Source organism: Cupriavidus sp. 01L46 (assembly GCF_056399905.1).
In genome coordinates, this window is record NZ_JBFTSF010000166.1 from 1 (window position 1) to 13,842 (window position 13,842).

The 13,842-nt window shown below is 62.4% G+C and carries 9 protein-coding genes and 1 pseudogene; 9 read left to right on the forward strand and 1 reads right to left on the reverse strand.

Features of this window, described 5'->3' with window-relative positions; genetic code table 11:
* The 3 genes and pseudogenes from AC1DS3_RS24795 to AC1DS3_RS24805 all read left to right on the forward strand — a co-directional run.
* Positions 1 to 157 (forward strand): annotated as a pseudogene (locus AC1DS3_RS24795) (GntR family transcriptional regulator); the annotation flags it as partial.
* Positions 158 to 207: 50 nt separating this feature from the next.
* Complete coding sequence (locus AC1DS3_RS24800) at positions 208 to 969, forward strand: cupin domain-containing protein (protein ID WP_477128155.1); 762 nt, start codon at positions 208 to 210, stop codon at positions 967 to 969.
* A gap of 53 nt (positions 970 to 1,022) precedes the next feature.
* Positions 1,023 to 2,015, forward strand: a complete 993-nt coding sequence (locus AC1DS3_RS24805; protein WP_441631011.1) for a Bug family tripartite tricarboxylate transporter substrate binding protein — start codon at positions 1,023 to 1,025, stop codon at positions 2,013 to 2,015.
* Between the two features lie 78 nt (positions 2,016 to 2,093).
* On the opposite strand, the gene AC1DS3_RS24810 is transcribed toward AC1DS3_RS24805, so the two are convergent.
* Positions 2,094 to 5,528: an AAA family ATPase gene (locus AC1DS3_RS24810; protein WP_477109095.1), complete on the reverse strand. Its 3,435-nt coding sequence runs from the start codon at positions 5,526 to 5,528 to the stop codon at positions 2,094 to 2,096.
* 797 nt (positions 5,529 to 6,325) lie between these two features.
* Here AC1DS3_RS24810 and AC1DS3_RS24815 point away from each other — a divergent pair.
* From AC1DS3_RS24815 to AC1DS3_RS24840, 6 genes are all read left to right on the forward strand, one after another.
* On the forward strand, positions 6,326 to 7,360 hold the full coding sequence (locus AC1DS3_RS24815; RefSeq protein WP_441631007.1) for a VOC family protein: 1,035 nt from the start codon (positions 6,326 to 6,328) through the stop codon (positions 7,358 to 7,360).
* Positions 7,361 to 7,386: 26 nt separating this feature from the next.
* Complete coding sequence (locus tag AC1DS3_RS24820) at positions 7,387 to 8,343, forward strand: fumarylacetoacetate hydrolase family protein (RefSeq protein WP_441631005.1); 957 nt, start codon at positions 7,387 to 7,389, stop codon at positions 8,341 to 8,343.
* Positions 8,344 to 8,465: 122 nt separating this feature from the next.
* The gene (locus AC1DS3_RS24825) at positions 8,466 to 10,328 is read left to right on the forward strand and encodes an acyl-CoA synthetase (protein WP_477128156.1); all 1,863 of its coding nucleotides are present in this window, start codon (positions 8,466 to 8,468) and stop codon (positions 10,326 to 10,328) included.
* Positions 10,325 to 11,974, forward strand: coding sequence for a bifunctional 3-(3-hydroxy-phenyl)propionate/3-hydroxycinnamic acid hydroxylase (locus AC1DS3_RS24830; protein ID WP_441631001.1), 1,650 nt, complete (start codon positions 10,325 to 10,327; stop codon positions 11,972 to 11,974). Before AC1DS3_RS24825 ends, AC1DS3_RS24830 begins: the two co-directional genes overlap by 4 nt.
* Positions 11,975 to 12,081: 107 nt before the next feature.
* Complete coding sequence (locus tag AC1DS3_RS24835) at positions 12,082 to 13,176, forward strand: transporter (RefSeq protein WP_441630999.1); 1,095 nt, start codon at positions 12,082 to 12,084, stop codon at positions 13,174 to 13,176.
* Positions 13,177 to 13,388: 212 nt separating this feature from the next.
* The coding region (locus AC1DS3_RS24840) for a GbsR/MarR family transcriptional regulator (RefSeq protein WP_477128157.1) at positions 13,389 to 13,842 on the forward strand (454 nt) is incomplete at its 3' end.

A 13,842-nucleotide genomic window follows, 5' to 3' on the forward strand; every position in this document is an offset into this window, starting at 1 on the left:
CGCCAGGATCGTCCGATCGACCCTGGATGTCGACGGCAACGTGCTGCTGGCAGGGCTGTTCTGGTACCGCGGCGACCGTTTCATCCTGGATCTGGAGATTCCAGCCAAGCTGACCGAGCACTATCCGGCGCTGGCCATCCCCGACAGCCGCCGCTGAGCGACAGACTTCACTGACAGACTTCACTATTTGAACAAGGAGACACCGAAATGACATCATCCTTTGTGCGGAGGGCCGCCGACGTGCCCGCGTACGCACCGGCCAACCACACGGGCACGGCGAACCAGCGCATCATTGGCAAGGAGACTGTCGGCGCGCGCCGGCTCGAGGTCCTGCTGGGCACGATCTCCCCGGGCCAAGGCGCGTTGCCGCACGCACACCCGGACCTCGAGCAGGCGTCGCTCCTGCTCGCCGGCGAGGGTATCGGCGAACTACCCGGAAAACAGCGCATCTTGCGCGCAGGGGACTGGAGCTTCAATGCGGCCGGCGTCTTCCATCGCTTCGAGGTCATCGGCGACGAACCGGTACGGGTGATGGTGGTCTACGCTCCGCCGTACAGCGAAAACCCGAACGCAGCGGTGATCGCGACCGGCCCGGGCGACCCGCGCCTTCAGGCCGGTGCCGCCGATGTCCGCGACGTTCCAATCAGCACCGAAGCRATCGCGCTGCCGCACTACCRKGGCGCGCTCGCCAGGCCGGTYATCACACGCCAGACCGTCGATTCCCGKTTTCTCGACATCTACATGGTCGACCTTGATCCGGATGGYGGCGCCGAGCCACACAGGCTCGGCGAGACCGAGCAGGTGCTCTTCGTTCGCAGTGGCACGATCCACGGGCGCATCGAAGGGGAGCGTTTCGCCGCCGGGACCGGGGAGTGGGTCTACGTTCCCGACGGTGCGGAACTCAGCATCGAATCGGCAGACGGGAAGCGCGAGCTGATTGTCATTCGCGCACACGATCCGCTGACCTGACGCAAGCTCGACCAAGTGAATCAATCAGATCCCAAGATACAGGAGGAGACAAGATGATCCAGCGATTTCCCCGGCGACGCATGCTCGCCCTGCTGTCCGGACTAGTTGCTGCCTCCGCGGCGTCGCAACTGGTGTGGGCAGATGGCCTGAACGAGTATCCGGCCAAACCGGTCCGTGTGGTGGTGCCCTTCCCTGCAGGCAGTGGAACGGACAACGCCGCGCGCTACATCGCGCGGATCATCACTGCCCAGACCGGCCAGTCCGTCGTCGTGGAAAACCGCCCCGGTGCCAACGGGTTCATCGCGGCCACGGCGGTCGCGACAGCGCCCGGAGATGGCTACACGATGCTCATCACGACAAATACCACCCACGCGGCCAATGCGTCCCTCTTCAAGAAGCTGCCCTATGATCCCATCAAAGATTACGCGCCGGTGTCGTTGATCGCCAAGAGCGGATTGGTCTTGGTGGTGCCATCCGACAGCCCGGTGCAGAAGTTGGCAGAGCTGACCACGCTGGCGAAAGACCGGCAAGGCAAGATGTCCTTCGCCAGCGGCAGTTCCTCCACCCGGGTCGCCAGTGAGCTCTACAAGATCAAGAGCGGCGCACCGGCACTGCACGTGCCCTACAAGGGCGTGCCGCAGGCCCTGACCGACTTGATGGGCCACCAGGTCGACTTCATGATTTCCGACATCAATCCAGCCCTGCCATTCATCCAGAACGGGAAGCTGCGCGCAGTCGCCGTGACCACGTCCAGGCGCCATCCCCTGCTCGGCAATGTCCCGACCATGGCGGAAAGCGGCTTGCCAGGGTACGAGATGACGGCTTGGGTTGCCGCCTTCTTCCCTGCCACCACGCCAAAACCGGTCGTCGCGCGTATGAGCCAGCTGATTCGACAGGGGCTGGTGCGCCCGGAGGCCACCGAGTACTTCGGCCGGACCGGAGGCCAACCCTCCCCATCGACGCCAGAAGAGCTGGCAGCGTTCGTGCGCAGCGAGACCGCGAAATGGGCTGAGGTGATCAAGGCCGCCGGTATCCAGCCGGAATAGCCCGCGCCTCGGCGGCGCGAGAATGCTCGGCCGACCACGCGTCGTCGGCAGACGCCTGCGCGAGCCTGGCCTGGCCGCTTACGTCAGCGCTTCCAACAGTACTTTTGCGTCTTGCCAGTCAACGGTATCGAATCCCTCGGCGAACGTGCCATGAATACCGGCCAGGATCGAGCGCGCAGCATCCATCTTGCCGCAGCATTGCCATAGCCGGGCCATGCTCAGCGCGCCTTTCAGCTCGACTGACCTGGCACCCTGGTCACGAGCCATGGCGATTGCCGCCTGAAAACACGCTTCGGCTTCTTTGGCCCTGGTGGACGAGCCGGCTTCGCCGTCAGACAACATTAGAATCAGTTCCCCCTTGAGCCGAAGCAGAATCGGCTCAGCGAACCGCTCGCCCGTGTTCTTCACCAGAGCCAACGCCTCACTCAGCACACGAAGCCCCTCCTCGGCTTGCCCCGCTTTTCCGTAAGCGTTGGCGAGCAGTGCCAGAAGCCTCGGCCGACCCAATGCCGCCCCGGTCGCTTCGTGGGCGCTGAGGCCTTGATGTATTTGCGCGATTCCCTCCTCATGACTACCCTGCTCGGCCAGCGCCCAGCCGCGCAGGATCGTTCCCCAACCCAGATAGAGGGGGAACCCTTGGTCGCTCGAAAGTGCGATGGCGGCGTCTGCACACTCCCGCGCCAGTTGCACTTCGCGCCGGTACTGGTGCAATTCGGCCGCGAAGATCAGGCACAAGGCAAGGCCGAACGGATCAGAGGACTTTCTGGCCAGCGCCAGCGCTTCCTCGCTGCGCGCGCGTGCCTGGTCCGGCAAGCCCAGAAACCAGAGCGTCCAGCTTAATGTGCTCCGGATATGAAGGGCGAGGTTCGGCGCATAGCGTAGAAGTTTGCTGTATGTTTGCCGCTCAGGGCGGTGCAGTGCCAGCGCCTGCTCCATATGGGTGCGGGCCATCCTGATCTCGCCCAGACGGAACAAGGTGGCGCCAAGAATGCGGTGCGCCTCCGCGAGCTGTTCCGGATCCTGTTTATCCTGCGCGAAACCGAGCAGCCGCTGCGCCAAGGCGTGTGCCGTACTGAGTTGCGCACGCAACAGATAAAACGACCAAAGTCCTAGCTGTGCCGAGAAGATCTGCGGTATTTCTCCGCCCTGTTCGCACAAGGCCAATGCACGCGTGTAGGTGGCCTCCACCTCTGGCGCACCATAGCCTCGAGCGGCCATCCAGGCGGGACCGAGGGTCAGGAGCAGGGTGAGTTCCTCGCGTGCGCGTTCGGGGGTGTCCGCCACGGACTTGAGCAGTTCGAGGGCTGCACTGAGATGATGGATCGCTTCGATCTGTGCTGAACGCTGCAAGGCCTGCTGGCCCGCAAGATGGAGGTATTCGATGGCCTTCGGCACATTGCCACTCTTGCTGTAATGGTGAGCCAGTTCGCTGCAATAGTCCTTCAACCGACCCGGAAACAGTGTCTCGATGGCCCGGGCTGTGCGTTCATGCAGCACGCTGCGCTGACCTGTCAGGAGGGAGTTAGCGGCCACCTCCTGGGTAAGCGCGTGTTTGAACGCGTACTCCACTTCCGGGAATGCCGGACGCTCGTAGATGAAATCGCCGGCTTGAAGGTCACTCAGAAGCGGGCGCAGAGCCTCTTCCGGTTGCGCGGTGACATGCTGGATCAGACTCAAGGGAAACTCTTTGCCGATGATCGCAAGGGTCTGCAGCAAGTCCTTCTGGGCGACGGGAAGGCGGTCGATACGCGCGGCGAGCACCCCCTGCACGGTCGTCGGAATATGAAGTGACAAAGGGGAGTTCTCGATCCGGTAGCTGCCGGGCTGGCCAAGCAAGACACTCTCCTCGGCCAGCGTCTTGACGACTTCCTCCATAAAGAACGGATTACCCTCCGTCTTGGCCAGGATGAGCAGTTTCAGGGGCACGAGCGAGGGATGGTCTCCCAACAGCGCCATGAGCAGACCCTGTGCCTCCGCTTGCCCCAGCGGTTCCAGTTGCAATTGGGTGTAGTAATGTTTCCCGCCCCAATCATGCGCGTATTCCGGGCGGTAGTTGACGAGCAGAAGCAATCTGGTGCGCGGCACATGCTCGATGAGGATATTGAGAAAGGCCTCGGTCTCGCTGTCCAGCCATTGCAAGTCTTCGAACAAGAGCATCAGCGGCTGATTCCGGCTCTCACGCACAAGTAGCCGTGCAATGGCTTCGAAGGTGCGCTGGCGCCGGATGGTGGCATCCATCTTGGGCAGCGCCGAGCCCGCTTCGCTGATACCGAGCAGGTAGAGCAGATAGGGCAGATGGTCCTCCAGTGTGCGATCCAGAGTCAGCAACCTGCCGGTGACTTTCTCGCGATACAGCCGTTCGTCATCCTGCGCGGCAATCTGAAAGTAGTTTCTCAACAGATCGATCAAAGGCAGATAGGGAAAGGCCCTGCCATGTGAAACCGAGAAGGTTTCGAGCACCATGCAGCCCCGCTGCGAGCGTGCCTTGAACTCGTGGTACAGACGCGACTTGCCGACGCCCGCGTCGCCCACCACCCCAACGATCTGCCCTTGCCCCGCCCTGGCCGACTCCGACGCCTCCTGCAGGCGCTCCAATTCGGCCTGGCGGCCGACAAAACGCGCCAGACCGCGAAGCGCCGCCACTTGCAGGCGCGTGCGCAAGGGGCCTAGGCCGAGCACCTCATAGACCGCAAGGGGCTCCCGAATGCCCTTCACGCGCGTGGTCCCGAGGCCCTTGAACTCGAAGTACCCCTCGGTCAGCTTATGGGTCGATTCGCTGACGAGGATCGACGACGGTGTTGCGACGCCTTCCATCCGGGCGGCGATATGGATCGTGTGCCCCACCGGGTCGTAGTCCGCGCGCAAGTCGTCCTTGCGGATCGAGCGCACCACCACTTCGCCGGTATGGATGCCGACCCGGATCTGCAGCGGGACACCCTGCTCCAGACGGAACCGGTCACCAAGGCGCCGAATCGCTTCCTGCATGCGCAGYGCCGCGTACAACGCCCGCAAGGGGTGGTCCTCGTGAGCAATCGGCGCGCCGAACAGCGCCAGGATGCCATCGCCCAGGGATTTGGCAACGTATCCCTCGTAGTGATGCACGGCCTCCATCATCAGCCCGATCACGGGGTCAATCAGCCCGCGTGCTTCTTCGGGGTCCAGGTCCTGGATCAAGGCGGTCGAGCCGGCCATGTCCGCGAACAGCGCCGTAATGGTCTTGCGTTCGCCGGCAGCCTGCCCCCTGGCCTCCATCGCGGCCTGCTCGGCGAGGATGCGTTCGGCGAGATAGGGCGGTGTGTAAAGAACCGGTGCGGGGACAGCGGGCGTTGGCACTGCGGCAGCGACTAGCGTTGCGGCCAGCTCCGTCATGGGCGCGCCGCAAGAACCGCAGAACTTTGCTGTGGGGCTGGACTCCTGGCCACATTGCGGGCAGATCTGCGCAAGCCTTTTCCCGCACTCCTCGCAGAATTTTCCTCCCGCGGGGTTCTCGAACCCGCATTTTGTGCAGCGCATATCGCCCTCTGCCAGCCTTAGCCTGCCACGAACTCATTAGAAGCGTAATGACCGCCCGTCGCAAGATATAGGTTACCGAAAATGCCGATCACCATACGGTTTGCCGTATTCCGCTGATCGTCGCTCACATGGACTTTGGGCCGCGATTCGGCTTACCCAGCCCATGTTGGATAGCGCGCATCAGAGTCCAAGCCGGCTTTGCGTTCGATGAAGTGCTGGCTGCCCCACAGAATCCGTCCTCGCAGCGCGGGGCCGGGGGCCACGGGCCCACGCCGACGATCGCGTATCCAAGTCGTCAACCCGGCTCTATCGGTGTATCGCTTACCCGACTCAACTGCGCACCGGTCGGTGCTGAACCGGGAGACCCCCTGGGTCGCAGCCATTTCGGTCGCCAGTGCTCCGGGCGATGCGGCTCGTATGGCTGCCGGCATGCGATCCCTTGGCCGGTAGACGCGAAACGCCCCACACCTTGCGCGCGGCGGGGCGCTGCGACCGCCCCACCTTATCGCCCCCCTAGGTGTTAACGAGCTATCTGTCATTATGACAATAATACTATTATCACGCCTATGAACGACGTCGATTGCCTCCGCATTCCGACGTCGCAAGCGCCGTGGCGCCTCCTTGGCAGCACCTGCATGCATGGCGCTGATCCAAAACAATCTCAAACGGACCGCTCAGCGGTTAGAGACTTCATGCCCAAATCGACTGTCATGCTCCGCCAGCCGGAGTCTCACCCGGAGAGCCGGCTGCCACCTGGCGTGCAACGGCTCACGCGCCCAAAGCCGCTCGGTAGAGCCGTGGAACTGGCGTTCCTTCGCTGGGAAAAGAAAGACCTGCCGGCGACTGAACGCTTCTGGCGCGATTTCGGCATGCATCTGGTCAGCGTCTCGCCTGACCGGATCACGGCCCGTGGCGCCGGGACGGCCCCTTGCATTGCCGTGGCCGAACGTTCGGCGGCGAGCCGCTTCGTTGGGCCTGCCTTTCGCATGTCCGACGATACCGACTTGCATCGGTATGTCGATCGCTTTGGCGCCACGTGGTTGTCCGAACAACAGATTCCCGGAGGCGGCCGCGGTGTCGAGCTATTCGATCCCTCCGGCCGTAGTGTCTGGCTCGTGCAAGGCCAGCAGCGTGTCGAAGCTCTGCCCATGCGCCCACCCATGACGTTGACCAACACGGCGCAACATACGTCGCGAGTCAACCGCACCGTTCGCACCCCGATTGAGCCGGCCAGTATTGTCCGGCTGGGTCATGTTGTACTTCAAACCGTGGACTTTGCCACCATGGCGGCGTGGTACATGACCGTACTTGGTGTCATTCCTACCGATGTGCAGTACCTCGCGGATGGCAGTCCCAACCTGGCCTTCTGCCGGCTCGACCTTGGCCAGGCGCCAGCCGACCACCACACCCTCGTATTGGTGGGTGGCATCGAAGAGAAATACGAGCACAGCGCGTACGAAGTCATCGATCTCGATGCGCTCGGACAAGGTCAACAGGTGCTGCGTGCGCAAGGCCATTCGCACATGTGGGGCATCGGGCGGCACTTGCTKGGAAGCCAGTTGTTCGACTACTGGCGCGACCCGGACGGCTTTGAGCTGGAGCACTACACCGATGGGGACCTTTTCACCGCGGATTTCGAAACCGCTTACTCGCCGCTTGATTTCGGCGGTATCTGGGCCTGGGGTGCCGACGCACCGGCCTCGATGAAGCCACGAAAGACTTTGCGCAATGTGCTGAAGGTGCTGAGGCTGGTACACCGCAAGGCGATTGCGCCGGCGCGGCTCAAGCTGATCGAAACTGCGCTGGGCGCACCCGCCAGACCCTGGCTTTAGAACTAAGCAATTCCCTAGGAAATATCATGTCTCGTACCGTAATTCGCTACATCCATACGGATGGCCCGCAATGGGGCATTCTCTTTGGCGCGCGCATCGCGCCGTTGCAGGCCAACGCCGCGACCACAGGCGAGTTGCTTACCAAACACTGGCAAAGCATCTGGCAAGTGCCGGCGGCGCAGGCAACGATTCCGCGCGAGGCCGTCCAGCTTCTCGCACCCGTCACGCAGAACCAGCAATTCCTCTGCCAAGGCATCAACTACCGCAGCCACGTCATGGAATCCGGTCTGCGTGTCGAGAATTTTCCCTTCAACACCATCTTCACGAAGGCATCCTCATGCATCACGGCCGCGGATGCTCCGGTTGCCTCCCCGGCCCACGTCAAGCTGCTCGACTACGAGATCGAGCTCGGGCTGGTGTTGCGGCGGGATTTGCAACCTGGCGTGAAGGTCAGCCCCGACGCTCTCGGTGATTGGCTTGCCGGCGTGACCATCGTCAATGACCTGTCGGCACGTGACGTGCAATTGCCGCAGGGTCAGTTCTACAAGGGCAAGAGCTATCGCGGCTTCGGGCCCGTTGGCCCTGGGCTCATATTGCTGACACCRGAAGAGTGGCAACGTTGGCCGGAATTGCGGATGCGCCTGGATGTCAACGGACAGCCCCGGCAGGACGCCTACTGCGCCGATATGATCCATGCGCCGGCTTCAACCTTGACTGAACTGGCATCCATGCACGACGTTCACACAGGCGACCTGATCGCCACCGGTACGCCAGCCGGTTGCGCGGCCCGCGCGCCGGGCAAGCTCGCTATGCTCATGGCGAAACATTTTCTCAGCGACGCCGGCAAATGGCGCATGTTTGTGCGCCGCGGCCTGACCAATCCCGCCTACCTTCGGCCCGGCGATAGCATCCGGGCCTCGATTCGCACAGATGACGGCATCATCGACCTGGGTGAGCAGACCACCGTTATCACATCGGCATGACGACCACGCCAGTTGGCGACGAAACATGTGGCATCCCATCGCAGTATTTGGAACGAGAGTGAAGTCTTATGAGTAGCCTTGCAATCAGCGCCATGCCAGAGGTCGTCAGGCGACTGGAGGACGTGGAACAGATCGAACGCACGCCCTGGCAGTACGTGATCCGCGCCACAAACACTTACGAGGTACTACGGACCGCTTGCGAGCGCTGGTCGGAACGCGTGGCCCTGCGGCTCCTACTGGATGGCAGCCCCTGCGCGCCGACGCGCGACGTCCGTTATGCCGAATTGCTGGAAGGCATCCATCGCGCTGCTAATACACTGCACCGCCTGGGTATCACGCCGGGCGTGCCAGTCGCAATCCTGCTACCGAACCTGATCGAGAGCCACCTGGCACTATGGGGTGCCGAGGCTGCCGGCATCGCCAGCCCGATCAACCCGATGCTGGAATCCAGCTACGTTGCCCGGATCTGCGAAGAGACGGAAGCCAAGGTTGTCATCGCCCTGGGGCCCACCACCGAAGGGAGTATCTGGGAAAAAGCCGTGGAAGTCGCCGACAGGCTGCCTCGGATCGAGACGATCCTGYAGGTCGACCCGACGGCGGCGATGGGGCGGCGTACCGGTTCCGGCGGTCACATCCCGCGCGGCAAGATGCCGAGCCGTCCCGGCGTGCAGGTGCTTGACTTCCATGACGCGCTGGCCGAATCCGACAGTACGCGGCTGATCAGCGGGCGGCGATTCACCCCCACCGAGCCGTGCGCCTATTTTCATACGGGTGGCACCACCGGGTATCCCAAGGTGGCCGTGCACAGTCACCTGAATGAAGCCGTGATGGCATGGGTCCTTCAACGGATTGACGACCGGTGCAACGTGATGCTGGCGGGGTTGCCGCTTTTCCACGTGAATGGCGCCATGGTGACCGGACTCGGTGCGCTTCACAGCGGTTCGGAAATCGTCATGCTGACAGCTGGCGGGTATCGGACGCCGGGCCTGCTAGACGCCTTCTGGGAGATTGCCAACCGATTTGGGGCCACCACGTTTTCCGCCGTGCCAACCATACTGGCAGCACTGCTTTCCAGGCCGTTGCCTGCGGACGGGATCCCGACCTTGCGCCACGTTCTCTGTGGTGCCGCGCCGCTACCCAGTCAGATCRCACACGAGTTTGAAGGGGTCACTGGTGTTCGCATCCACGAGGGATATGGCCTGACGGAAGGTAGTTGCGTGTCAACCGTCAACCCGCTACAAGCCGCGCCCAAGGCCGRTACGGTTGGCATCCGCATTCCGTATCAGGAATTGAAGCTGTTCAAGCTACATGCAGATGGCCGGCCCGCCGAACTTGCCGAAGCCGGTATGACCGGCGTGATCGGCATACGCGGCCCCAATGTCTTTCCCGGTTACCTGCGGGAAGCCGACAACCGCGGCATCTGGATCGAGGGCGGATGGTTCAACACGGGCGACCTGGGCCGCCTTGATGCGGATGGATCTCTCACGCTGTGCGGCCGCGCGAAAGACCTGATTATCCGTGGCGGCCATAACATCGATCCGTCGATGATCGAGGATGCAATCGCCGCGCACCCCGCAGTCGCCATGGTCGCTGCGGTTGGGCAGCCAGACACCCATGCGGGCGAATTGCCGGTGGCCTTCGCGGTACTCAGGCCGGGCGCAAAGACTTGCACCGAAGCGTTGATGGAGTACGCCCGCGAGAGGATTCCTGAACGTGCGGCGGTGCCGGTGCGCATCGAAATCATGTCAGCACTACCCCTTACGGCCGTCGGCAAGGTCTCAAAGCCGGACCTGCGACTGCGCGCCGTCGAGCACGTCATCCAGGCCGCGCTTGCCGGACATGGCATGTCTGACACCCGCGTTAAAGCCCGGCTCTGTCCCGAGCGCGGTACCGTGGCCGATATCTCMGGACCGGTTGCGTCACGTCAGGCGGCAATGGCACTGGTAGCCCGCTATCCCGTGATCTCCGCATGGCAGGAGCAATGATGACGAACACCGGGAAGACTCCGCAGGGAAGCATGCTCGATACGGATGTCCTGCTTGTTGGACTGGGGCCGGTGGGGGCAGCGCTGGCCAACCTGCTTGGCCGCTACGGGATTCGCGTCCTGGCCATCGACCGCGCCACGGAAATTTTTGCGAAGCCGCGCGCGATCGCGCTGGACAACGAGGCACTGCGCATTCTGCAGCTCGTGGGCGTAGCGGAGGGAGAATTCGCCACGGTGGCAATTCCGAAGGTGCAATACCGCTCGCCGCTGTTCGGCCGCTTTGCGCGCATCAACAGCGCGAGGATTGTCGATGGCCATCCGATGCTCGTCACGTTCTACCAGCCGGAGCTGGAGGCGGTGCTGCGCAAGAAGCTGTCAGCGTACCGCACCGTKGACGTTCGCCTCGGGGCTGAACTCCAGTCGTTCGTCGATGATGGTCACCATGTGCATGCCGTCGTGAAATCAGCTGGCTCGCCTGCCCTGCAGGTCAGGGCGAAGTACATGGTTGGCATCGATGGCGCAGGTTCACTGGTCCGGCGTGAGTTAGGGCTGGATTTCGAGGGCCGCACATTCCAGCAGGACTGGCTGATCGTCGACGCGCTTGGCGTACCGAATGCCATTGACCATTGCGAATTTCTCTGCGACCCGGCAAGGCCAACGCCACATATGGTCGCGCCAGGGGGGCGCCAGCGCTGGGAATTCATGTTGAAGCCGGGAGAACGTGCCGAGGAAATGGAGCGGCCAGAATCGGTGCGCAAACTGCTAGCGCCGTGGTGCGATGTTGAAAAGATCCAGATCGAACGCACCGCTGTGTATCGATTTCATGCACGCGAAGCCAAGTCGTTCTCGAAGGGTCGATGTTTCCTGGCTGGTGACGCCGCTCACATTACCCCACCTTTTGCCGGGCAAGGACTGGTGGCCGGCCTGCGAGACGTGGCGAACCTTGGGTGGAAGCTGGCGTGGGTGCTACGCGGCCAGGCGAGCGAGCAGATTCTCGACAGCTATGATCAGGAACGCCGGCCTCACGCAAGGAAGATCATCAACCTGGCGCGCTTCCTTGGGGCACTTGTCATGCCACGCAACAGAGCGGCGGCACTCGCCATTCACGGATGCATGAGCGCGATGCGGCTATTGCCACGTGGCCGTGCCTTGTTCGAAGACTTGAAAGTCAAGCCCGCAAACACATTTGACAATGGCCTGTTTGTGCGCGTGCGCGGCACCGAGAAGCTGCGTGCAGGTTCGAGCTTTCCACAGGGCTGGGTCCGACCAGCTGAAAGCGGAATCCCGACACTTAGCGACGATTGCCTGGGGCTTGAATGTGCAGTCATCGGATTCGGTTTCGACCCCGCAACGCGGCTGTCGCCTGAGCTCATGACGCGCTGGTCCCTCGCCGGCGGCAAGGTGTGGCAATGGTGCCAACGTGCCCAGGCGCAGCATCTCGCTCCCAAAGGCCGGCGTCTCGAAGCGCTGGATGAGGTCGTGTTGCCCCGTTTGGCCCCGCTCGACTGGATGGTGGTTGTCCGTCCGGACCGATGCGTGCTCGCCGAAGGCCCGGCCTCTCAGGCCGAGCACATCCTCCAGCGAGCCCTTGATTTGATCGATCCGCCAAAGGTCCGCCTCGACATGCGCCTCCCCAAGGCGGCCTGAAGGCGCCAGCCGCCCCGCAGACAGAAAACTAACCTTCTGGGGCCACTTCATGGCGCCGGCGGGCGGGGCTTCTTTTACGTCGCTTCAATAACAAGGAGGAGACCCTTGTGTTGCAGACTTCTGTTTATCGCCTTTCCATCTCGGCCATCACTTGCCTTGCAAGCATGACCGCGCATGCCGGAGAAGACTTTCAGGTGCGGTACAACATAGCAGGCAGCATCGGAGGGGAAATGTTTGCACCCCCGGATGCCGCCGGGCTTGCAGTTGGCGTTGCAGCGACTTATATCGACATCAGAAAGGTGACCGGCAACGACGGCAGCACACTGACGAAGCCGATCCCCGGTGGTGCCATTCCACTTCCGTCCCCTACCCCCGTGACGGCGTATCCCACGTATGGCGCCAATACCGCCCAGATCCCTGCCTCAGGCACTTTCAAGCTGTTCAACCTCGGCATTGGCTACATTACCAACGCGGACTATGGCGGTGGTCGCTTCGCGTTCGGCGGCGTTCTGCCGTATGGCGTCAAGTCCCAATCGGTCAGGGCTACTGCCGCAACGCCGGCCGTGCAGGCGAACCCCGCAGTCCCCGCGGCCGCACAGCAGGCCATCGCCAGCCAGTTCGGCGCGACATATCAGTCAAACCTTGCCGGCGAAGCAGCCAGTTCCAGTGGCGACGTATCGGGCGTCGGCGACCTGGAGTTGCAAGGCGGCTGGCTCTATACGACCGAACAACTGCGTGTATTGCTGGGCGCATCCTTCGTCATTCCGACAGGACGCTACAACGCATCGCCTGCACCCGACATAGGCACTGGTAATTTCTACACGCTGCGGCCGTCGGTGCAAGTGGCCTACCTGCCAACGCCGGACGTCGCCATCGCGGCAAAGGTGACCTTGGGCCTGAATACGAAGAATCGTGACAATGACCTCCGCAGCGGAAACTGGATCGGATTGGAAGGCGCGGCGGCATACAAGAGCGGAATTGGCGTGCTCGGACTGCACACTGTCTTCGTTCAGCAGTACCAGGATGACTCGAACAACCCCTGGGGCTCGAGCCGATACCGATCGCTCAATGCCGGTGCGTTCTATACCGCGATGGTGCCTGGCATTGACGCCGCGTTGACGCTGCAATACATGGCGACAACCAGTTCGCGCAACGCAAAGGTCGGCAGCATGACCCAGATCCGTTTGATCAAGCTGTTCTGACGACGATGGCGAGACAACTTTCATCGTGTCTCGCCGTTTGCCCTGGCCTGACGACTTGGATGCACTCAGGTCGGGAATTGTGGGACGTGACAACAGAGACACGTGACGTTGACACCAGGCAGCAGCGACCCGTTGTCGCACCCCGCACCGCAGCACAGCCCGCCTTTTCGTACTAAACTTTCACAACTTCCTAAAAATTCAAAACAAACAAGATGCATCTGTCGCCCCTGATCCAGCGCTTCGTGCTTCACTTCGGTGAAATGGGCAGCCGCTGGGGCATCAACCGCACGGTTGGGCAAATCTATGCCTTGCTGTTTACCGCCTCCCGCCCGCTCAACGCCGACGAAATCGCCGAGGCGCTGGGCTTCTCGCGCTCCAACGTCAGCATCGGGCTGAAGGAGCTGGAGTCGTGGAACCTGGTCAAGCTGTCTCACCAGCCGGGTGACCGCCGCGAGTATTTCTCGGCACCCGACGATGTCTGGGCGATCTTCCGCACCCTGGCCGAAGAGCGCCGCCGGCGCGAGATCGACCCCACGTTGTCCATGCTGCGCGAGGTCCAGCTGGAGACCGTGAGCGATCCGAACGATCGCCATGCGCAGGAGCGGATGAAGGAGATGTACGGGCTGATCCTGCTGGTGACGAGCTGGTTCGGTGAGATCCAGAAGC